This is a genomic window from Eubacterium maltosivorans (assembly GCF_002441855.2).
In the GTDB taxonomy this organism is placed as follows: Bacteria; Bacillota; Clostridia; order Eubacteriales; family Eubacteriaceae; genus Eubacterium; species Eubacterium maltosivorans.
Genome location: NZ_CP029487.1, coordinates 2022598 through 2045443 on the forward strand (window position 1 = coordinate 2022598; position 22846 = coordinate 2045443).

At 48.4% G+C, this 22846-nt stretch carries 16 protein-coding genes and 3 rRNA genes; 3 read left to right on the plus strand and 16 right to left on the minus strand.

Annotation, left to right across the window (positions count from 1 at the left end; all coding sequences use genetic code 11):
* Window positions 1–11 precede the first annotated feature (11 nt).
* From glgD to CPZ25_RS09750, 3 genes are all read left to right on the plus strand, one after another.
* Window positions 12–1124, plus strand: coding sequence for a glucose-1-phosphate adenylyltransferase subunit GlgD (gene glgD, locus CPZ25_RS09740; protein WP_058693521.1), 1113 nt, complete (start codon window positions 12–14; stop codon window positions 1122–1124).
* Window positions 1125–1126: 2 nt separating this feature from the next.
* Complete coding sequence (gene glgA, locus CPZ25_RS09745; RefSeq protein WP_096920820.1) at window positions 1127–2560, plus strand: glycogen synthase GlgA; 1434 nt, start codon at window positions 1127–1129, stop codon at window positions 2558–2560.
* 176 nt (window positions 2561–2736) lie between these two features.
* Window positions 2737–4497: a glycoside hydrolase family 13 protein gene (locus tag CPZ25_RS09750; protein ID WP_243129371.1), complete on the plus strand. Its 1761-nt coding sequence runs from the start codon at window positions 2737–2739 to the stop codon at window positions 4495–4497.
* Window positions 4498–4820: 323 nt separating this feature from the next.
* Here the strand turns inward: CPZ25_RS09750 and rrf are convergent.
* The 16 genes from rrf to CPZ25_RS09830 form a co-directional block, all read right to left on the minus strand.
* Window positions 4821–4937, minus strand: a 5S ribosomal RNA gene (rrf, locus tag CPZ25_RS09755).
* Window positions 4938–5149: 212 nt separating this feature from the next.
* Window positions 5150–8012: ribosomal RNA gene (locus CPZ25_RS09760) — 23S ribosomal RNA — on the minus strand.
* A 205-nt stretch (window positions 8013–8217) separates the two neighbouring features.
* Window positions 8218–9741, minus strand: a 16S ribosomal RNA gene (locus CPZ25_RS09765).
* Together the 16S, 23S and 5S rRNA genes form the textbook arrangement of a ribosomal RNA operon.
* 567 nt (window positions 9742–10308) lie before the next feature.
* Entirely contained in the window at window positions 10309–11775 is a 1467-nt protein-coding gene (gene lysS, locus CPZ25_RS09770) for a lysine--tRNA ligase (protein WP_058693518.1), read from the minus strand.
* A 9-nt stretch (window positions 11776–11784) separates the two neighbouring features.
* Window positions 11785–12270: a transcription elongation factor GreA gene (greA, locus tag CPZ25_RS09775; protein WP_058693517.1), complete on the minus strand. Its 486-nt coding sequence runs from the start codon at window positions 12268–12270 to the stop codon at window positions 11785–11787.
* Window positions 12271–12471: 201 nt separating this feature from the next.
* Window positions 12472–15678: a carbamoyl-phosphate synthase large subunit gene (gene carB / locus CPZ25_RS09780; RefSeq protein ID WP_096918711.1), complete on the minus strand. Its 3207-nt coding sequence runs from the start codon at window positions 15676–15678 to the stop codon at window positions 12472–12474.
* The gene (carA, locus tag CPZ25_RS09785; RefSeq protein WP_058693515.1) at window positions 15669–16781 is read right to left on the minus strand and encodes a glutamine-hydrolyzing carbamoyl-phosphate synthase small subunit; all 1113 of its coding nucleotides are present in this window, start codon (window positions 16779–16781) and stop codon (window positions 15669–15671) included. The genes carB and carA overlap by 10 nt, the downstream gene beginning before the upstream one ends.
* Window positions 16782–16871: 90 nt before the next feature.
* Window positions 16872–18137, minus strand: a complete 1266-nt coding sequence (locus CPZ25_RS09790) for an adenylosuccinate synthase (protein WP_074617564.1) — start codon at window positions 18135–18137, stop codon at window positions 16872–16874.
* Between the two features lie 800 nt (window positions 18138–18937).
* On the minus strand, window positions 18938–19531 hold the full coding sequence (locus CPZ25_RS09795; protein WP_096918710.1) for a D-Ala-D-Ala carboxypeptidase family metallohydrolase: 594 nt from the start codon (window positions 19529–19531) through the stop codon (window positions 18938–18940).
* Between the two features lie 77 nt (window positions 19532–19608).
* Window positions 19609–19839, minus strand: a complete 231-nt coding sequence (locus CPZ25_RS09800) for a DUF2922 domain-containing protein (protein WP_096918709.1) — start codon at window positions 19837–19839, stop codon at window positions 19609–19611.
* A gap of 61 nt (window positions 19840–19900) precedes the next feature.
* Window positions 19901–20125 carry a DUF1659 domain-containing protein gene (locus tag CPZ25_RS09805; protein ID WP_013382142.1) on the minus strand — a complete coding sequence of 75 codons (225 nt, stop codon included), beginning with the start codon at window positions 20123–20125 and terminating at the stop codon, window positions 19901–19903.
* An 89-nt stretch (window positions 20126–20214) separates the two neighbouring features.
* Window positions 20215–20844 carry a sigma-70 family RNA polymerase sigma factor gene (locus tag CPZ25_RS09810; protein WP_096918708.1) on the minus strand — a complete coding sequence of 210 codons (630 nt, stop codon included), beginning with the start codon at window positions 20842–20844 and terminating at the stop codon, window positions 20215–20217.
* 9 nt (window positions 20845–20853) lie between these two features.
* Window positions 20854–21054 (minus strand): hypothetical protein, encoded by a 201-nt coding sequence (locus tag CPZ25_RS09815; RefSeq protein WP_058693510.1) that lies wholly within the window; start codon window positions 21052–21054, stop codon window positions 20854–20856.
* Window positions 21051–21674: a restriction endonuclease subunit S gene (locus tag CPZ25_RS09820; protein ID WP_096918707.1), complete on the minus strand. Its 624-nt coding sequence runs from the start codon at window positions 21672–21674 to the stop codon at window positions 21051–21053. The genes CPZ25_RS09815 and CPZ25_RS09820 overlap by 4 nt, the downstream gene beginning before the upstream one ends.
* Window positions 21671–22141, minus strand: coding sequence for a phage antirepressor KilAC domain-containing protein (locus tag CPZ25_RS09825; RefSeq protein ID WP_096918706.1), 471 nt, complete (start codon window positions 22139–22141; stop codon window positions 21671–21673). Before CPZ25_RS09825 ends, CPZ25_RS09820 begins: the two co-directional genes overlap by 4 nt.
* A 132-nt stretch (window positions 22142–22273) precedes the next feature.
* Window positions 22274–22801 carry a hypothetical protein gene (locus CPZ25_RS09830; RefSeq protein ID WP_096918705.1) on the minus strand — a complete coding sequence of 176 codons (528 nt, stop codon included), beginning with the start codon at window positions 22799–22801 and terminating at the stop codon, window positions 22274–22276.
* Window positions 22802–22846: the final 45 nt, after the last annotated feature.

Here is a 22846-nt window from a genome sequence, read left to right on the forward strand (position 1 = left end):
GGTGCTCAGAAATGAAAAAAGCAATTGGTATTATTTTAAATGTAGACGGCGATAACTCAGATCTCAATGAATTGCTCCAGCACCGCAGTATCAGCACTCTGCCCTTTGGCGGCCGTTACCGCATGATCGACTTTACCCTGTCCAATATGGTAAATTCCGGCATCTCCCATGTCGGCGTGGTCGGCTCTCACAAATACAGCTCCCTCATCGATCATCTTGGGACAGGAAAGGAATGGTCCTTGAGCCGTAAAACGCAGGATTTGTCTATTCTTGCGGGCAGCAGTAGTGTCCGTTTTGGCAATCTTATGAAAATCAACCTTCGCGATCTGTACAATAACCGCGCATTCCTGCAACACAGCAGTGATGAAGATGTCGTTATCTCGGCCCCAAACCTGGTGACCAGCTTCAGCTTTAACGCGTCCTATAAAATCCATAAGACAAACAACAGCGATGTCACCTTGATTTTTAAAAAAGTACAGCCAAGCTTTACCTTTGAAAACAACGACGTTTTCTTAGAATTTGATAAGTATCGTATTACCAATATCCACTACCAAAAGGAAAAAATGACGGACCATTGCTATGCAGATATGATGATCATTAAAAAATCTGTTCTTCTGGATTTAATGGAGCTTGGTGAACGCACCGGCGAATGGGACTTGATGGATATGATTAAGGCTAATCTGGATACCCTGCGCGTATACGGCGCGCCGCATACCGGCTATATTAACCGTGTCCACGATCTGGCCAAATATTACGAAGCCAACATGGATCTTTTGGAATTCGACATCATGAAAGAGCTTTTCCTGAATGAAAATTCCATCCATACCAAAATCAAGGATAACCACCCGACCCTTTATCAAAATGAGGCTGTCGTGCGTAACTCCATCGTCGGCAGCGGCTGTGAAGTGGAGGGGAAAATTTATCACAGCGTTCTCTTCCGTGACAGCAAAATCGGATATGGCAGCGAAATATCCAACAGCATTATCATGCAGAAAGCTGAAATTGGAAATAACGTTAAACTGAACTATGTTATTTTTGATAAAGACGTTAAAATACGTGATAACGCATCGCTGGTCGGAACAAAGGATAACCCGATTGTATTAAGTAAAGGAATGGTTATATAACAATGGATAAATTAAAAATCTTGTTTGCCGCTACCGAGGCTTATCCCTTTGCCAAAAGCGGCGGCTTAGGCGATGTGATCGGCTCATTGCCAAAGGCCTTTCCAAAGGATCAGACCGATATCCGTGTTATTCTTCCAAAATACGCCTGTATCCCGGAAGAGTATAAAAAAGATTTTAAACTCATCGATATTTTCTATGTTAAGGTTGGTCTGAGTGACCAGTACGTGGGTATACAGCAATATGAAATGGATGGCGTCATCTACTATTTTTTAGACAACGAATACTATTTTAACCGTCCAAACCTGTATGGTTATTACGATGATGGTGAACGCTTTGTTTATTTTTGCCGCGCTGTGCTCGAGTCCATTCCCTATATCGATTTCTATCCGGATGTACTCCACTGCCATGACTGGCAGACTGCACTGATCCCGTTCCTGCTCAAGGAACAGTATCAGTGGCATTACCTGAATACAAAAACTGTCTTTACCATCCACAACATGAAGTACCAGGGCCTCTATGGTTTTGACGATCTTAAAGGTGTCTTGAATCTGGACTATTTCCCGGCTGCCATGGAGTTCTACCGGAAATTAAACTTGATGAAGGGTGCTCTTTATACCTCTGACCTGGTAACCACTGTCAGTCCGACCTACGCTGAGGAGCTCAAAGATCCATACTATGGTGAAGGCCTTGACGGCGTGATGCGCGACATCAGCTACAAAACCGTAGGTATTCTAAACGGAATTGACGAAACCGTCTATAACCCCCAGACGGACCCGGCGCTCTTTGTACCCTACACTCGGTCTTATAAAAAGAAAACCGAAAATAAAACAGCGCTCCAGGATTATCTGGGGCTTCCGGTTAATCCGAAGGTTCCGATGATTTCCATGATCACACGTTTGGTTGAGCAGAAGGGCCTTGATCTCGTCGCTGCCGTTATCCATGAAATCCTCCAGATGAATATCCAAATGGTCGTTCTTGGCACCGGCGATGCCCAGTATGAAAATATGCTGCGTGAGGTAGCCTATACCTATCCAGATAAAATGATCACCATCATTGATTTCAATGAGGACCTCTCTCGAAAAATATATGCTGCCAGCGATATGTTTCTGATGCCTTCAAAGTTTGAACCCTGCGGCTTATCTCAGATGATTGCAATGCGCTACGGCACTGTTCCCGTTGTTCGGGAAACAGGCGGTCTGAAGGACACCGTACACTATTTTGACAAAGAAACCAAAGAAGGCAATGGCTTTAGCTTTGCCACCTACAATGCGCATGATATGCTCTTTACCCTACAGCGGGCTGTTGGTCTGTATTATGACGCGCCCGAGTTGTGGAAGACACTCATGACCAACGCATCAAAATCAAATTTCGACTGGAAGATTTCCGCCGAAACCTATCTATACTACTACAAGAAAGTAACAGGTAAATTATCATAATGAATTTTAGACACAATTCCTGGGATTTAAGATTTAAGGAGCCTTTCGGAGCACTTCCGTCAGGCTCCCAAGCTACGATTCGTGTTTATACCACACACGCTGTCAATGTTAAATTAAGGACATACTACAATTCAATCGAACACTTTTACGACATGGTACCATCGAAATTTCCTGACATGATGGAGTACACACTCACATTACCCGATCAGCCAGGTGTTTTATGGTACGATTTTTGTTATGAGCAGAACGGCCGCAGCTACTGCTACGGCACACAGAATGACACCCTGGGCGGCGAGGGACAGATTTACGAAGCCTTTCCACCCTCCTATCAGATTACACTCTATGACAAGGTCCGTGAGATGCCAGCGTGGTACACAGATGGTATCATGTATCAAATTTTTCCCGACCGCTTTAATAAGGGCGAAAAGAAAACCTTTGAGCCCCAGTATAAAAAACAGTCGCTTATTCACGGTAACTGGAGCGACAGCCCCCACTATTTTCGTGATAGTCAGGGAAATATCGAGTACTGGGATTTCTTCGGAGGCACCCTTCAGGGAATCATCGAAAAGCTTGATTATTTAAAAGAACTGAATATCTCAATCTTATATCTCAATCCTATCTTTGAATCCAGCAGCAACCACAAGTATGATACGGCAAATTATCTTCATATTGCCCCGGAATTCGGCAATACAGAACTTTTTGAACAGTTATGTGCCGAAGCAAAAAAACGCGGTATACGCGTCATTTTAGACGGTGTATTCAGCCACACCGGGGACGACAGCATTTACTTTAACAAATACGGAAATTATCCCGGATTGGGGGCTTACCAGTCAAAGGATTCTCCTTTTTATTCCTGGTACCGCTTTAATGATTATCCAAACGAATACGAATGCTGGTGGGGTGTCAAATCAATGCCCAACGTTGAAGAATTAACACCTGAATATAAGGATTTTATTTTTGAAAATGAAAATTCAGTGATCCGAAGATGGCTGAAAGCCGGTGCTTCAGGCTGGCGGCTTGATGTCGCCGACGAGCTCCCGGACGAATTTATCGAGGGGATAAAAACCGCCATGCTGCAGGAAAAGGAAGACGCTGTTCTCATCGGTGAGGTCTGGGAAGACGCCTCCAGAAAGGTGGCCTATGGCGTTTTGCGCCGGTATTTTTATGGTCATGAGCTGGACGCAGTGATGAATTATCCTTTTCGCGACGCGCTCATTAATTTTATGATGGGTTATAAAGGCTCTCGGGAAACTGCACGTCTGATGATGTCACTCTATGAAAACTATCCCAGAGGGCAATTTAAGGGGAATATGAACTTGATCGGCTCTCATGACCGTATGCGTATCCTGACAATTCTGGGAGAAGCACCCACACTTTCTAAAGAAAGCGACAAAGAGCACTATAGGCTGACCCAGGAACAATACAATCTGGCCAAAAATCGTTTAAAAGTTTTAAGCCTGATCCAACTAACCTTTCCGGGCGTTCCCTGTATCTATTACGGCGACGAAGCCGGTCTTCAGGGTTATGAAGATCCTTTTAACCGGGGTACATATCCATGGGGCCATGAAGATACGGAAATTTTAGAATGGTACAAAAAAATAACCGCCCTGAGGGCAAAGCACAAAGCCTTCCAACGGGGCTCATGGTATCCGCTTCCCTGCAAGGATGACGTTTTTGCTTATGTACGTGACCTCAAAGATGAAAGCTACCTTTGCCTTTTTAACCGTAATACTGTCAAAAGTCGCTGTTTCAGCCATGGTGCGGTTAAAGACCGTGAAGGTATTGATCTGCTTACCAATAAACAGGAAAATCTGAATCAGATTATTTTAGAACCTTTGTCAGCAAAAATTTATAAGGTTGTCGGAGGACGCATTATTTTACACGGCAATGAGTATAAAGAGAAGGGGATTATTCCTTCTAAATATTTAACCCCTTGAGTTAATAACTCAAGGGGCTTTTTTTGACGGACACGTATTCGGGGAGAGAAGGCTGTGGCGCCGCGCACTTCCGTGTCCTGCGGGCACCTTCGTCGGGGGCTGCGCCCCATAAAAAAAGGATGGTCATTGGCCCTTTGCAAGCAGGCTTGCACGGGTATTGGAAGGCTTGCGGGCTGTGACGCCGCGCACTTCCGTGTCCTGCGGACACTCCAGTCGGGGGCTGCGCCCCATAAAAAAAAGATGGTCATTGGCCCTTTGCAAGCAAGCTTGCGCGGGCCACTCACCATCTTTTTTTTGCGCGGCTTAAGCTTGAACGCAAAAAGACCCCGCGATGTCCTATCCTCCCAGGCAGTTGCCCACCAAGTACTTTCAGCGCTGAAGGACTTTACTTCTGTGTTCGGTATGTTAACAGGTGTTTCCCCTTCGCCATCATCACGAGATCAATCTTGTGTTTTTATTCAGTTATAAGGATCGTATTTTTCAAAGCAAAGCTTCCTATCTGTTCAAGATGCTTTTCTTTGAAAAATGCGTTCGCTTTTGTACCTTTGCTTCGCTTGCGCTCAGCTGCATACCAAAGCCTTTCATGCTTTGGACAAAAGCGTTGGTCACTCAAAACAACATAAAGGAAAAGAGTTTTTCAAAATGTCTTGATGGGATCAAGACCTCGGCCGATTAGTACTGGTCAGCTCCATACATTGCTGCACTTCCACCTCCAGCCTATCTACCTGGTCGTCTTCCAGAGGCCTTACTTCTTTCGAATGAGATATCTTATCTTAAGGGGGGCTTCGTGCTTAGATGCCTTCAGCACTTATCCCTTCCAAACTTAGCTACCCAGCGATGCTCCTGGCGGAACAACTGGTGCACCAGCGGTTTGTCCATTCCGGTCCTCTCGTACTAGGAACAGCTCCTTTCAAATATCTTACGCCCACGACGGATAGGGACCGAACTGTCTCACGACGTTCTGAACCCAGCTCGCGTGCCTCTTTAATGGGCGAACAGCCCAACCCTTGGGACCTGCTTCAGCCCCAGGATGAGACGAGCCGACATCGAGGTGCCAAACCTCCCCGTCGATGTGGACTCTTGGGGGAGATAAGCCTGTTATCCCCGAGGTAGCTTTTATCCGTTGAGCGATGGCCCTTCCACTCGGAACCACCGGATCACTAAGCCCGACTTTCGTCTCTGCTCGAGATGTCTCTCTCGCAGTCAATCACCCTTCTGCCTTTGCACTCTTACAGATGGTTTCCAACCATCCTGAGGGTAACTTTGGGCGCCTCCGATACTTTTTAGGAGGCGACCGCCCCAGTCAAACTGCCCATCTGACACTGTCCGCTTGCCGGTTGACGGCAACGCGTTAGAATTCCAATATAACAAGAGTGGTATCCCAACAATGGCTCGGCACACACTGGCGTGCATGCTTCTCTGCCTCCCACCTATCCTGTACATGTTATATCAAAACTCAATGCCAGACTACAGTAAAGCTCTACGGGGTCTTTCCGTCCTGTCGCGGGTAACTCGCATCTTCACGAGTACTACAATTTCACCGGGTGTGTTGTCGAGACAGCGCTCAAATCGTTACGCCTTTCGTGCGGGTCAGAACTTACCTGACAAGGAATTTCGCTACCTTAGGACCGTTATAGTTACGGCCGCCGTTTACTGGGGCTTAAGTTCGCACCTTCGCTTGCGCTAAGCACTCCCCTTAACCTTCCAGCACCGGGCAGGCGTCAGCCCCTATACGTCATCTTTCGATTTAGCAGAGACCTGTGTTTTTGCTAAACAGTCGCTTGAGCCTCTTCTCTGCGGCCCCCGAGGGGGCACTCCTTCTCCCGAAGTTACGGAGTCATTTTGCCGAGTTCCTTAACAACACTTCTCCCGCTCATCTTAGGATTCTCTCCTCGCCTACCTGTGTCGGTTTACGGTACGGGTACCTCTTTGCTCGATAGAAGCTTTTCTTGACAGCGTGAAATCGGCGACTTCCCTACTTATTTTTCGTTCCGCATCACAGCTTGACCTTGGGGAAAAAGGGATTTGCCTCTCTTTCCAGTCTCACTGCTTGCCCCGGCTCTTCCAATGGCCGGGTTCGCTTATCCTTCTGTGTCACTCCATCTCTCAAACGCATTGAGGTAGTACTGGAATTTCAACCAGTTGTCCATCGCCTACGTCGTTCGACCTCGGCTTAGGCCCCGACTAACCCTGAGCGGACGAGCCTTCCTCAGGAAACCTTGGGCTTTCGATGGTGAAGATTCTCACTTCACTTTCGCTACTCATGCCAACATTCTCTCTTCTCTTAAGTCCACTGAACCTTTCGATTAAGCTTCGCCCCTAAGAGATTGCTCCCCTACCACTGTACCTTACGGCACAATCCATCGCTTCGGTGCCTGATTTTAGCCCCGTTCATTTTCGGCGCACCACCACTCGACCAGTGAGCTATTACGCACTCTTTAAATGTATGGCTGCTTCTAAGCCAACATCCTGGTTGTTTGTGCAGTGACACATCCTTTCCCACTTAATCAGTACTTGGGGACCTTAGCGGATGGTCTGGGCTGTTTCCCTTTTGACAATGAAACTTATCTCCCACTGTCTGACTGCCCTGTTAAAATGGACGGCATTCGGAGTTTGATATGGTTCGGTAAGCTTGACGCCCCCTACCCAATTCAGTGCTCTACCTCCGTCATTCATCACAGAACGCTAGCCCTAAAGCTATTTCGGGGAGAACCAGCTATCTCCGTGTTCGATTGGAATTTCACCCCTATCCACAACTCATCCAAGCCTTTTTCAACAGACACTGGTTCGGGCCTCCACTTGGTTTTACCCAAGCTTCACCCTGGTCATGGATAGATCACACGGTTTCGGGTCTACAGCATGCAACTCGTCGCCCTCTTAAGACTCGCTTTCGCTTCGGCTCCGCACCTGAAGTGCTTAACCTCGCTACATACCGTAACTCGTTGGCCCGTTCTACAAAAAGCACACTGTCACTTGCGCTCCAGCTGCTTGTAAGCACAGGGTTTCAGTTTCTATTTCACTCCCCTCCCGGGGTTCTTTTCACCTTTCCCTCACGGTACTTTCCGCTATCGGTCACTGGGTAGTATTTAGCCTTGGGGGGTGGGCCCCCCATCTTCCCACAGGGTTTCACGTGTCCCGTGGTACTCGTTGAATCTCCTCATTTCGGCTTTTCGCTTACGCGCGTCTTACGCTCTTTGCGGGGCCTTCCCATGCCCTTCTGCTAAACGGAAATGATTGTTGGATTCTGGGCTTTTCCTCGTTCGCTCGCCGCTACTTAAGGAATCGATGTTTCTTTCTTTTCCTCCGGGTACTAAGATGTTTCAGTTCCCCGGGTTCCCTCCGTTATGCTATGGATTCACTTAACGGTGACGGTTCTTCTAACCGCCGGGTTTCCCCATTCGGACATCCACGTCTCGTCGGATATGTGCTCCTAAACGTGGCTTTTCGCAGCTTGTCGCGTCCTTCTTCGGCTCCCAGTGCCAAGGCATTCGCCCTGTGCTCTTTGTTTCTTGATCTCCACGAATGCTTTCGCATTTCGTTTTTCTTTTGTTCTCTTTCTGAGCTCAAAAGAATGTTGTTTTTTGAAATTGCATTTATTAAGAAGTTTTACTTTGTTTAATATTTGCTCTTTACTCTTTTTTCTTTATGTTGTTTTCAATGACCATTGTATGACTTTGGGTCATACAAAAGAAAATAGTACCATGACTTCCTGTTCCCTAGAAAGGAGGTGATCCAGCCGCACCTTCCGATACGGCTACCTTGTTACGACTTCACCCCAATTACTAGCCCCACCTTCGACCGCTGAGTCCTTACGGTTCTCTCACGGGCTTCGGGTGTTGCCAACTCTCGTGGTGTGACGGGCGGTGTGTACAAGACCCGGGAACGCATTCACCGCGGCATTCTGATCCGCGATTACTAGCAACTCCAACTTCATGCAGGCGAGTTGCAGCCTGCAATCCGAACTGGGATCTGTTTTAAGGGATTTGCTTCACCTCGCGGTTTCGCGGCCCTCTGTTCAGACCATTGTAGCACGTGTGTAGCCCAGGTCATAAGGGGCATGATGATTTGACGTCATCCCCACCTTCCTCCGTATTGTCTACGGCAGTCCCTCTAGAGTGCCCAACTCAATGCTGGCAACTAAAGGCAGGGGTTGCGCTCGTTGCGGGACTTAACCCAACATCTCACGACACGAGCTGACGACAACCATGCACCACCTGTCTCTCTGTTCCCGAAGGAAACGTCCCATCTCTGGGATTGTCAGAGGATGTCAAGACCTGGTAAGGTTCTTCGCGTTGCTTCGAATTAAACCACATGCTCCGCTGCTTGTGCGGGTCCCCGTCAATTCCTTTGAGTTTCAACCTTGCGGTCGTACTCCCCAGGCGGAATGCTTATTGTGTTAACTGCGGCACTGAGTTTCCCCAACACCTAGCATTCATCGTTTACGGCGTGGACTACCAGGGTATCTAATCCTGTTCGCTCCCCACGCTTTCGCACCTCAGCGTCAGTATTTGTCCAGCAAGCCGCCTTCGCCACTGGTGTTCCTCCTAATATCTACGCATTTCACCGCTACACTAGGAATTCCACTTGCCTCTCCAATACTCAAGTCTGACAGTTTCAAATGCACGTCACCGGTTGAGCCGGTACCTTTCACATCTGACTTATCAGACCGCCTACGCGCCCTTTACGCCCAGTCATTCCGGACAACGCTTGTCCCCTACGTATTACCGCGGCTGCTGGCACGTAGTTAGCCGGGACTTCCTCATTGGGTACCGTCATGTTTTCTTCCCCAATAACAGAGCTTTACGATCCGAAAACCTTCTTCACTCACGCGGTATTGCTGCGTCAGGGTTGCCCCCATTGCGCAATATTCCCCACTGCTGCCTCCCGTAGGAGTCTGGACCGTGTCTCAGTTCCAGTGTGACCGTTCGCCCTCTCAGACCGGTTACCCATCGTCGCCTTGGTGGGCTGTTATCTCACCAACTAGCTAATGGGACGCGGGTCCATCCTATGGCACCGGAGTTTTCATGAAATGACCATGCGATCTCTCCATAATATAAGGCTTTACTCCCAGTTTCCCGAGGCTATTCCTTTCCATAGGGCAGGTTACCCACGCGTTACTCACCCGTTCGCCACTTTCCAATCACTTATTCCCCCGAAGGTTCTTAACTGATCTTCTCGTTCGACTTGCATGTGTTAAGCATACCGCCAGCGTTCGTCCTGAGCCAGGATCAAACTCTCAATAAAAAGTTTATCGTTTGCCTTTCGGCTTTTTGATCTGGTTCATGTGATGATTTTTTGAAGTGTTCATCGCACTTGCGTTTTTTATCCTTTGCTGATTTCCATCAGCTGGAATTTCAGGTTTTATGGTACTATTCTCTTTTCTATGACCCTTTTTTCTTTCGACAATCATCCGATTGCTGCGTTGCCCGTTTTCTCTTGTTCGGTCACATACATCGGTATGCTCCCTCACGCGTTCAAACGTGCGCCTTGCACTCCGCTGATTCTCTTCAGAAAAATTTAAGTTTATGTTCGACTTTCTCAAGCGAACTTCTTTATTATACCGCGTCGTTCTTATTCTGTCAAGCACTTTTTAAAATTTATTTTTTAAATTTTCTCAAGCGCTGGACTGAAAGCCCTGCGGCGCTGTGCTCTCCGAGACAGCTTAATTAGTATACCCCGTTCTTTACCCTTTGTCAAGCACTTTTAACCATTATTTTAATCTTTTTTGATTTATTTTTAACTTTCGCGTTTTTTACGGCTCAGAATAAAAAGGACTGGCAGTACTGCCAGTCCTTTGCCGCTTGCTGAAGCTTAATCGTCTAGGGGTTTCATGGTTGGGAATAGGATAACGTCGCGGATACTGTGCTGTCCTGTAAACAGCATCACCAAACGGTCAATACCGATTCCAAGGCCGCCTGTGGGCGGAAGACCAACTTCCAGCGCGTTGATAAAGTCTGCATCATATGGGTGTGCTTCATCATCACCATCAGCCTTTTTCTGTACCTGTGCCTCAAAACGTCCTTTCTGATCAATGGGGTCATTGAGCTCGGAGAATGCGTTGGCACATTCGGCACCGTTGATAAACAGCTCGAAACGCTGAGTATATCGCGGATCAGTGGGTTCACGTTTAGATAACGGCGAAATTTCTACGGGGTGCATGGTCACAAAGGTGGGCTGAATGAGCTTATCCTCTACATATTCGTCAAAAACTTCTGAGATGATTTCACCGATAGAGTGTTTGTCTTCCACATCGACATGCAGCTTTTTCGCTGCTTCCTGCGCTTCTGCCAGATCGGTCATCACATCAAAATTGACGCCGGTGTGTTCTTCCACTAAATCGACCATTCTTGCACGTTTGAAAGGCGCTGCCAATGAAATGTCATGGCCTTCGTATTCCACGGTATCCGTGTCAAGGATTTCTTTTGCCAAAAATCCATACAAGGCTTCCACCATATTCATTACATCATCATAATCCGCATAGGCCTCGTAGGTTTCAAGCAGGGTAAATTCGGGATTATGGGTTGCGTCCATGCCTTCATTACGGAACACACGGCTGAGTTCATAAACTTTATCAAAACCACCGACAATCAGCCGTTTAAGGGGCAATTCCAGGGCGATACGCATATAAAGCGGAATATCCAGAGCATTATGATGGGTCACAAAGGGACGGGCATTGGCGCCGCCTGCCAGGTTGTATAAAACCGGTGTTTCTACTTCGATAAAACCGCGGTTGTCCAGGAATTCTCTGATCTTACGGATGATCTGAGAACGCAGGATAAAAACATTTTTAACTTCGGGATTTACAATTAAATCGACATAGCGCTGACGATAACGCAGCTCGGTATCTTTTAAGCCATGATATTTTTCCGGTAAAATCTGGAGGGATTTACTCAGTAAAGTCAGTTCTTTTACGCGAACCGAAATCTGTCCCTTCTGTGTTTTAAACACTTCACCCTTAATTCCGACAATATCGCCGATGTCATAGGTTTTGATTTCGTCGTAATTTTCCAGCAGATCCTTCTTTAAAAACATCTGGATTTTTCCGGTACTGTCCTGAAGGTCATAGAAGCCGACCTTTCCCTGACCTCTTTTTGACATGATACGTCCTGCCATGGAAACAGGCTTTTCTTCATACGCTTCAAAGTTTTCATTAACATCATCTGCGTAAGCAGTCACGTCATAACGTGTTATCTCGAAAGGGTTCTTCCCTTCATCCTGGAGCTTCTTCAGCTTTTCACGTCTGACGGCTAGTACTTCACTTAAATTTTCTTCGCTCACTGGGCTCTCCTATCTTCTGATCTCTAAAATTTCATACTGAACTTCACCATCCGGAATCGGAATCGTCACAACCTGCCCGACCTTGGCGCCAATCAACCCTCTGCCGACTGGTGATTCGTTGGATAATTTATTCTGTGTAATATCGGATTCTGCTGATCCGACAATTTTATATTCTTCGGTATCGCCAAACTCAAGGTCTTTTACCTTGACGATGCTGCCGACCCCGACGTCCTCGGTGTGAATGTCATTATCATCAATGACCTTTACCTTTTTAATTTTGGCTTCAAGTTCAGAAATTTCACCTTCTACGAAGCCCTGTTCGGATTTCGCTTCATCATATTCGGCGTTTTCACTCAAATCGCCGTATTCTCTGGCCGTTTTAATACGCGCCGCAACTTCGTAACGTTTAACCGTTTTTAAATACTCTAAACGTTTCTTTAAATTATCAAGACCCTCCTGGGTCATTACTAATTCTTCATTCAAATGATCAGTCATTTTTGTTTCCCCTTTATGTGGTACGGAATGTATTTAATTCCATACGCATTACTTAAAATCATGCTTGATATTATAATTTTTTTAGACGCTTCTGTCAAGTCAACCATTTGATTTCACGTCTTTTGTATACAATTTTACAGATATTATCGAAAAACCACCTGAAACAGGTGGCTTTTCGGACTGTTTAATTCTATAAATTCACTAGATTGTGTTGATGTCTACCAGATCAATATCGGCCATTGTCTTATTGGATTCCAGACAATTGAGCAATGCTCTGGCCGTATCGAGAGAGGTCAGCAGACTGATAGAGCTTTCAACAGCCTTTCTTCGCATCTTAACCTCGTCCTGTTCTGGCTGGCGGCCTTTTGTAGAAGTGGAGATAACATAGGTTACCTTTCCGCTTTCTAAAAGATCCCCAATGTTTGGCGCTTTTTCTGCCATGCGCTTAACCACCTTTGCCGGTACATTGTTTTCATTGAGTACCAGCGCAGTGCCGACGGTCGCAAATATCTTAAAGCCCATTTTATGGAACCGGCGTCCGATGTCCACAATTTCATCTTTATCGCGGTCCCGCACGGTCAGAAGTACCCCGCCGGTACGTTCCATTTTATAACCGGCTGCTACAAGTCCCTTATAAACAGCGTCCTCAAATTTTTTGCCAACGCCCAGAACCTCACCGGTTGACTTCATTTCTGGTCCAAGCTGGGTATCAACATCCTGGAGCTTCGCAAAGCTGAATACCGGCACCTTGACCGCTACATAGTCCTTAACCGGATGGAGGCCGGAGCTGTAGCCCATTTCCTTTAAGGTTGCCCCCATCATAATCCGGGTTGCAAGGTTAACCATCGGAATATCGGTCACCTTAGAAATATATGGTACGGTTCTTGAAGAACGCGGATTTACCTCGATGACATAAACCTGGCCTTCATAGACAACGTACTGGATGTTTACAAGGCCGATAACATGCAGCTCTTTGGCAAGTTTGCCTGTGTAATCAATAATCGTGTCCTTGATTTCCTGAGACAGGGTCTGCGGCGGATAAACCGAGATGGAGTCCCCAGAGTGGACACCGGCTTTTTCAATATGCTCCATGATCCCAGGGATCAGGTAGTCTGTTCCGTCACAGATGGCGTCGACTTCGACTTCTGTTCCCATGAGATACTTATCGATCAGCACAGGATTTTCAAGCTCATGTTCGGTAATAATGTTCATATATTCCACAACATCGGCTTCTTCGTAGGCGATAATCATATTTTGTCCGCCAAGCACATAGGATGGACGAAGGAGTACCGGGAAGCCCAGCCGTTCTGCCACTTTCACAGCTTCTTCAGTCGTATAGACGGTTTCTCCCTTTGGTCTCGGGATATTGCAGCGTTCCAGCAGATCGTCGAAAAGCTCACGATCCTCAGCGGCGTCGATATATTTGGGGTCTGTGCCCAAAATGCCGACATTAATTTCATCCAGATGTTTTGTCAGCTTAATGGCTGTCTGTCCCCCGAACTGGACGATGGCGCCGTCTGGCTTTTCCGTCTCTACGATGGAGCGCACATCCTCTGCTGTGAGAGGCTCAAAATACAGACGGTCTGAGGTATCAAAGTCGGTCGACACCGTTTCCGGATTGTTGTTGACAATGATGGCCTCATAGCCCAGCTCTTTTAAGGCCCAGGCACAATGCACAGAACAGTAGTCAAACTCAATCCCCTGGCCGATACGGATTGGTCCAGAACCAAAAACAAGGATTTTCTTCTTATCACTCTTATGCTCATCCAGGAAAATTTCCGCTTCGTTTTCTTTATCCATTGTGGAATAAAAATAAGGTGTCTCCGCTTTAAATTCCCCAGCACAGGTGTCAACCATTTTAAAGGAAGCATACTGTCTGCCGGTCGGGATCTTTTCACCAGTCAGGCGCTCAATGGTAGAATCCATAAAGCCCAGCTCACGGGCAACCGCCAGACGTTCCATGCCGCGTTCGTCGCTCAGGCCCTTTTCGCGCAGGTCGCGTTCCATCACGGCCAGATGGCGGAGCTTGTCGAGGAACCACATATCAATCTGGGTGGCTTCCCAGATTTTTTCCATATCCAGTCCGCGGTACAGGGCTTCATAGACAACGAAGCAGCGTTCATCATCCTTACGGCCAACCGCTTCCATGATTTCATCATCCGGCGCTTCACGGTATTTTTCGACGCTCAGGGTGTCAAAGCCCAGCTCAACCGAGCGAACAGCTTTCATCATCGCCTGCTCAAAGCTGTTGCCGATAGACATAATTTCACCGGTTGCCTTCATCTGTGTACCCAAGGTACGCTTAGCGTAAACAAATTTATCGAATGGCCATCTTGGGAATTTAACAACGATATAGTCAATGACCGGTTCAAAACAAGCCGGCGTTTTACCTGTGATGTCATTCATGATTTCATCCAAAGAGAAGCCCACAGCGATCAGCGACGCAATCTTGGCGATCGGGTATCCGGTTGCCTTTGAGGCCAGCGCTGAAGAACGGGAAACTCTTGGATTCACCTCGATAACCGCGTAATTGAAATTTTCCGGGTCCAGTGCGAACTGGCAGTTACAGCCACCCTCTACACCCAGAGCCGAAATAATTTTAAGGGCAGAGGTTCTGAGCATCTGGTATTCCTTGTCGCTCAGCGTCTGGCATGGCGCCACGACGATGGAATCGCCGGTGTGGATGCCGACCGGGTCAAAGTTTTCCATGGAGCAGACGGTAATAACATTCCCTTTGCTGTCACGCATGACTTCAAATTCGATTTCTTTCCAGCCGGAAATGCCGCGTTCAACCAGAATCTGGGTGATCGGCGACAGGCGCAGGCCGTTGGTGGCAATTTCATGAAGCTGTTCCGGATTATCGGCAATCCCACCGCCGGTTCCGCCTAAGGTAAAGGCTGGACGGACGATGACCGGGTAGCCCATGGTGGAGGCGAAATCCAGGGCGTCCTCAACGGTTGTAACGACCTTTGAGGGAATGACCGGTTCTCCGATTTCTTTCATCATGTCTTTAAATTCCTGACGGTCCTCTGCCTTGTCAATGGTCTCGACATTGGCGCCCAGCAGCTTCACATTATGTTCGTCTAAAAAGCCTTCCTTGGCGAGCTGCATGGATAAGGTCAGGCCTGTCTGCCCGCCAAGGGTGGAGAGGATGCTGTCTGGTTTTTCCAGGAGGATAACCCGTTTAACGACATCCAGTGTCAATGGCTCAATATAGATTTTATCGGCCATGGCCTTATCGGTCATGATGGTAGCCGGGTTTGAATTAATGAGAATAACCTCAAGACCAACCGCCTTCAAGGCTTTGCAGGCCTGGGTACCGGCATAGTCAAATTCTGCCGCCTGGCCAATTACAATCGGGCCAGACCCGATGACAAGTACACGCTTAATATCATTTCTTAAAGGCATCCCTGTTGTCCCCTTTCCATTAAATCCGAAAAACGTTCAAATAAATATCCTGTATCATTGGGGCCTGCGCTGGCTTCCGGATGAAACTGCACGGTAAAAGCCGGAATGTTTTTATAGGCAATCCCCTCACAGCTGCCGTCATTCATATTGACATGGGAGATGGTTCCCACATCCTCCGGAATGCTCTCAACGGCGTAGCCGTGGTTCTGGCTGGTAATAAAGACCCGATCCTTGGATAAATCCTTAACCGGCTGGTTCAGTCCGCGGTGTCCGTATTTCATTTTGCGGGTGGTGCCGCCCATGGCCAGGGCCAGCAGCTGGTGTCCCAGACAGATGCCGAAAATCGGCTTGCCGTAGGCGATGAAGTCCTGAATGTTTTTAATGATTTCCACATTGTCTTCGGGATTTCCGGGGCCGTTGCTCAGCATGATGCCGTCTGGATTCAGTCTTCGGATATCATCGACCGTGGAGTTAGCCGGCATAACCGTCACATTACAGCCGATCTGCAGCAGCATTCTGAGGATATTGTGCTTGTAGCCATAATCCATGAGCGCGACATGGTTTGCGCGGTTTTCACGGGTATAGAACCAGCCCTTTTTCTTCTGGGTAACCACCTGTACTGGATTGACCACCTTATAATTCCGGATCTGCTCCAGCAGCGCTTCTTTTTTCTCATAGACGTCCTCGGTGGTGATGGCGCCGTTCATGGTGCCAAACTCACGAATCTTGCGGGTGAGGGCGCGGGTATCAATATCCCAGATACCGATTTTACCCTGCTTTACAAGAAAGTCATTAATCGTGGCTGTGGTTCTGAAGTTTGATGGTTCCTCGCACCATTCCTTTACAATGTAGCCATTTACCCAGCTTTTTTCTGATTCCATGTCGTCATTATTGACCCCATAATTTCCAATAAGCGGGTAAGTCTGAAGCACGATCTGTCCATAATAGGACGGGTCTGTCAGAACTTCCTGATACCCGGTCATTCCGGTTGTAAAGACAATCTCCCCAATGGTGGTGCCTTCGCAGCCGAAATTGTAGCCTTCGTAAACCGTCCCGTCCGACAACAAAATGTAGGCGCGCTTGTCACGTTTAAAATAAGACATTTTCTCCTCCTCTATTTTTCCTTCAACTTTTATACTTACAAAAAGAGAATAATGCAGGCAGCATTATCCTCTTTAAATTATTTCGTTTCCCTAAACAGCTAACTCTTCGCGATCTGGGCCAACGCCGACGTAACCAACTGTGGTTCCGACCAGCTCTTCAATTGTCTTAATGTATTTTTTCGCATTTTCCGGCAAATCTTCAATCTTCCGGATTTCTTTGGTGGAACACATCCAGCCCGGCAGGGTTTCGTAAACCGGCTTTACACGTTCCAGCTCTTCGGTGTTCGGGAAATAGTCAATGACCTCACCATCCAGCTCATAGGCAATACACACCTTAATTTGCGGAAGGTTATCCAACTTATCAATTTTACACAATGCCAAAGTATCAAATCCGTTGATTAAATTTGTATATTTAAGCACCGGAATATCTAACCAGCCCAGACGTCTGGAGCGTCCTGTTCTGGCGCCAAATTCGTCATCCGGCTGATCACCGGTTCCCCTTATCAGGTCGATGTCTCCCTCAAATTCCTCTGTCGGGAAGGGGCCTGCCCCCACAGCGCTCGAAAAGGCCTTGGCCACACCGATGACACGATCAATTTTTTTGGCTGAGAAGCCGCCGCTTACAGCCGCGTAAGCCGCTGTGGGGTTGGAGGATGTCACATAGGGGTAAATGCCCAGGTCAATATCCTTCATGGCTGCCAGCTGGCCTTCGAATAATATATTCTTACCAGCATCAATATAACGGTGCAGGTAACGGATCGGGTCCACAATCATGGCTGCAAAGCGCTCTGCCCATTGCTCACATTTTTCATAGAGAAAATCAACGGTATAATTTTCAGCGCCGTAAGCCCGCATCTGGTTGTTGATGACCGGGACAATGGCCTCCAGCTTCTTTCTGGCAGAATCCAGATTGAGTAAATCCTCAAAACGCAAGTTTTTACGCAGAGCTTTATAGGAATAAGCCTGGCCAATCCCGCGTTTGGTGGTACCGATACCGCCAGATGCTTCCATCAGCTCATCCAGCTTCTGATGATAGGGCATCAGGATATGGGCCTTACCGGATATTTTCAACCCGCTCATTCCGACGCCGGCATCTTCAATCTGCTTGATTTCATCTTCCAGAACATCCGGATTCACCACTGTACCTGTACCGATTAAGCACTCGCCGCCTTCATTAAAGATACCGCTTGGAATCAGATGCAGCTTGAACACGCCGTGCTCGTTGATAACCGTATGGCCGGCGTTATCCCCGCCCTGGAAACGGACGATCAGATCACAGTCCTTTGACAGGTAGTCAATCATTTTGCCTTTACCTTCGTCGCCCCACTGTGCTCCAACTAATACAGAAATTGACATTGTATCATTCCTTCCTCAATATAAGAAGCAGTTCCTTATATCATTCGATTCATTTGCATATTCATACATTTTTTATGCATCTCTTTTGAGACCGCACATATTATACCACATAATTTTTTCCTTGTCTCTAAAAACCTCTCAAAATCTGAGCCTTAAGACAATTTTGAAAACATTTAATATGGCCGGAAGGCCATTTGCCCACGATTTTTTTGAAAACGGGCACTGCATAGTTATTTATGAACCGGCCGGGCCGGCGGTTCCATCTGGCTACCTATTTATATGTGCCATAAAATATGCGCCATAAAAAAGGAGGCTGTGGTTTCACAGCCTCTTACACGTTGTCTCTTCCCCTCTACTCCACCGGATCGTGGCTTAAAAGAAACAATGTCAGGATTTCTTCTGCATAGCAGACGCGACAGGAGCGAATGAGCAAAAGCTATCCATTATCCGTCCGTCCTTTCGGAAAATAAAAACTGCGCATGGCAGCTACCCACACACAGTTAAGAAAGTTCAAGAAAAAACTCAACAATAACACAAAATTAAGAACAGCTATTGAATAAAGAAAGAAAATAGCATATAATTAACTTTGCGGTACTCCTCAGGAGGTGTGGTGCCCAGACACCGCATTGCCGTATTGTGGTAGTGACACAGTACGGATGCCGCAATTTTTATTTCTATACTCTTTATTATAGAATAGATTGAAATAATATGCAATTCTTATTTGTTTTTTCAGGCTAATAGTTTTTTTCGTATGCTATTTTATCTTTCAGCGTTTTACTGTTTTTGATTCCCTCCTCTCCTCAACGCCAGATTTCGCAGTGGTCAAACTGCTGATCCGGGTATTCGATGACTCCAAGCCCCAGCGCCCGGGCCGCGGCGGCCACCTCGTCATAGGGCACGCCGGGACAGTACAGGTCGGCCGCATGACCGGACAGGTGCCAGGAGGCCGCAATGCCGCCTACCTCCGCATTGCGCTTTTCACAGCGAACGCCTGAGGTGATGATGATGGGCTGGTCAAAATAACACCGCAGCGCCTCGATTTTCTCTAAAAGCTCTTGGTCCATGGCCGCGGGCCAGCCGTCACAGTAGCCCGCGCAGTCACAGGCGTACTCGTCCATGAGAAAGTGGGCCGAGGCCCAGGGGCCGTCGGTGAGGATGGGGTCCTCGGGCAGGGGGTGGTCGATGACGGCTCCGTCCTGAGGCGTTTCCTGTGGCTCCGGCGCTGGTACGGCTGGTTCTGGCGCCTGCGGCTCTGTTTCCGAAGCTGATGGCTGCGGCGCTTTATCCGGTACCTCCTCCAGCGCAAAGCCCAGCCCTGTGAGAAAAACGCAGGAAATCAGGATCAGAATTGAGAGGATTAATCTTCGGCTGATGGTTTTATAAAAATTTTTCATTTGGGTTCTCCCTTCTTGAATGCGTGGATGGCGGATCCTCAACGATCCACTAAAAAAAGGGGGCTTTCGCCCCCTTTTTACTCAACGGCTACGTCGGTAGTGGTGGTGTCCACGCGCTTGGCGCCGGACAGCTTGGCGAGGGCGAAGCCGTCGGGCTGGAAGATGTTGTCGGCTACGATGCCGGCCGCCGCTGTTTTTATCTCCGCATCGGTGATGCCCTCTCGGTAGTCTGGGATGGTCATTCGGTACTCTTTGCCGCTTTCGGTGGTAAAAATCAGGTTCAGGTCTTTTTTTGTGGTTATTGCCATGGTTTATCTCCTTTTCTTATCCTTGCTTTTATCTGTTTTCGGCTGCTGTGTGCTTTCTTTTTTACTCGGTTTTTGTAATGTCGCTGGCGGTGATGCGCTCACAGCCCTCGCCAATGGGCTCCTGCATGGAAATGATGTGCCCGTAGGCACTGTCCAGCTGTTCCTTGGTGGCGTCGTGCCTTACGTCGCCGTAGGTTTTGCTTCCGCGTTCAATTTTTCCTTCTTTTTCGCCATAGTTTACCTTTACTTTGAGTTTTGTGTCTTTCAGGTTTTCTTCGACTGCCATGTGTATTTCTCCTTTTTGGGTTTGTATTTTGTGTGGCGTTTTGCCCTACACTATATACATACTTTTTTTTTTGAAAATATCAACGCTTTTCACAAAACTTTTTTTATTTTTTTTAAGGCGCGGTCGCGGCGCTGGTTTACCGCCTGGGGACTGATGCCTTCTGTTTCGGCGATTTCGGTCTGGGTCATGCCCTCGTAGTAGTGCTTTTCCAGCACGCTGCGGTAGCTGGGACTTAAGCGGCTCAGCCCCCTGGCGAGCTTTTTCCGGCTCGTGCTTTTTTCCTCGCGCTGGATATAATCGGCCTCGAGGTTTGTCGCTTTATCGGGCAGCACCTCGGCATAGGTTAGGCCCTGTCTCCCCGGCACCTGATCGTCAAGGGTTGTATCGGGTTTGACGGAATGGTTAAACTGGCCGTGCTGCCACTTTCTGTAATACTGGCGCAGGTGCGCCTGGATAAAGGCGTTAAAGCTGGCGCCACGCCTGGGGTCAAACTTTTTCAGGCCCTCCATAAAGGCGATGACGCCGTCCTGAAAGGCGTCCTCGAACTGGTCGTCATGGATCCCTGAGCGGCTGAGGGTGGCCAGTATCAGCGGCCTGAAGGCCATGACCAGCAGCTGGCCCGCGGTACTGCCGCTTTCTCTTTCCGGGCTGCCGTCCGGATATTCCTGCCCGTTTTTACAGGTTTTTACCAAATCGTCAATCACCTTGTAGTTACTCAAATAAGCCTCCTATTCGTCCTCATAGACGTCTGTAATCTCAAGCACAATGCCGGGAAAGCGGTCCTCGACGGCGGCGCTGAGGTCGTTGAACAGGTCCTCGGCTTCCTCGGCGCTGCGGGCGTAAAAGCCGGCTTTCATAAGACATTCGGCCTCGACCATGTAGCTTCTTTTTCTGCGGACCAGACTGGGTCCGGTGCCGTATCGGTTCATGTGGTTTCTCCTTTCTGCTTTGCCTCTCTCGCGGCCCACATGGCGTTAAAGGCGGCCACGCTGTCACCGGAATACAGGGCCTGGATGGCGGCTTTCTCGGATTCGGTGAGCGGCGGGAGCAGGTTAAAGCCGTGGATGCTGTGGGTATTGGGCGGCTCCTCCTGATTATAATAGAACAGAGACGCCTGTTTAGGGTTTATATTATTTATATACGGTTGCGCCCCGTGTCCGCTTTCTGTAGCGGTTTGTGTCCATACGAGCGTCGGCTCCTGACGCTCTCCGGCGGCGATGCTGGCCGGGGCCAGGCCTTTGTCAAAGGGGATCAGGCGGTATTGTCCCGCCCGGTTTCCCGCGTCGGGGGTGTACGTCACGCGCTGCTTCCGGATCAGCGTCTGCCTTTGTGTCCAGAGGGCCTGGCGGTTTTTAAGGCCAAGGGCGTCCTGAAACAGCTTGTTGGGTACCCGGAATTCCACCGGCCAGTACCAGAAGCCGTCGGCGCCCTTTATGGCGGCGCGGTTATTAAAGTACATGAGGTAATGCCAGAAGGCCTGGAGCAGAGGGCTCAGGCGCTGCTGCTCCATCCAGCGGAAAAAGGCGAGTAACTCGGTCAGGTAGTTCATGCGGACGCCGCCTCCTTTTTAAGCCTGTCCGCAAAATAAATGCAGCCGGCCGGCGTCAGATAAAGCCTGCGCCCCGGACAGGCCGCTGTCTGGTTTCCGATTCTGAGGATTCCCATGGCCGACGCCCTTTGGCTCACCTGGTTTAAGGTGCCGGGCGCATTCTTTCTCAGGTAGCCTCTGGCGCGCAGCCAGCGGAAAAAATCGTGCTTGCTTATGATGATGCCCTCTGCCTTCATCCTTCTTAAAAAGGCGCTGGTCTCGGTAAGCGGCTCCATGCCCAGATACCACTGCCCGGGGTTTCTTTCCGGATTGGCGGCCAGGTGGATATCCACCACGATGTGCCCGGCGGCCCCACCAAGTGTGAGCTGTGCCGGGGCCTGGAATTTTTGGGCGCACGAAGCACACCTGCCTGCCCCTGCTTTTTTTGCCGTATCCCTGTTTCTTTCGCGCATTTGTTTACGATTCATTGTAAACCTCCTGTAAATTAAAATGATTTTGTTTCCGGTACGCTCGGTACCGCTCTTTATCTTACAGGTATCATTCTAAAACAAATTTTTTACTTTTACAAAGCGCGAAAATAGAATTTGATAGTTATTTATTTAACAATATAGATTTTCAAAATAGCGCTTCCGCCACCGGTAAACTGTGGAGTATTCGCCATAAAAGGGCACCTCGTGCCAGGGGCGGCCACGCCTGGGCTGCAGCCGGCCCGGGCTGCGCAGCTCCTCTCTGGTAAAAAGGGTATGCAGCACTTCGGCCACGGTGTATAGGAGCACGCGCATCCAGCGCAGGATAAAAAAGGGGAACACCCGCTGGTTACGGTCACATTCCAGGCAGGTTTTGCTGCATACCCAGAAAAGATAGAGGGTTCCGTCCCCGGTTTCGACCTCCTTATAAAAGCCATTGACGATTTTAAGCCGGCCGTCTTTTTCCTTTATGGAAAGGGTTTTTTCCGCAAGCTTACCGCCGCAGTGAATGCAGACATGCTTTTTATGGCCGTGATAAATCCATTCTTTCACAGGCTTTTCGCCGTTCCTGCTCCGGTATCCGGTATCGACCTCCTCAAAATCCCCGGGGTGCTTCGCGATGTACTTTGCCAGTGCCTTTGCCGTAATTCTCTTTTTCATTCTGGACTCCTCTCCATAAGACCAAACAAAAAAAACACCAAAAGC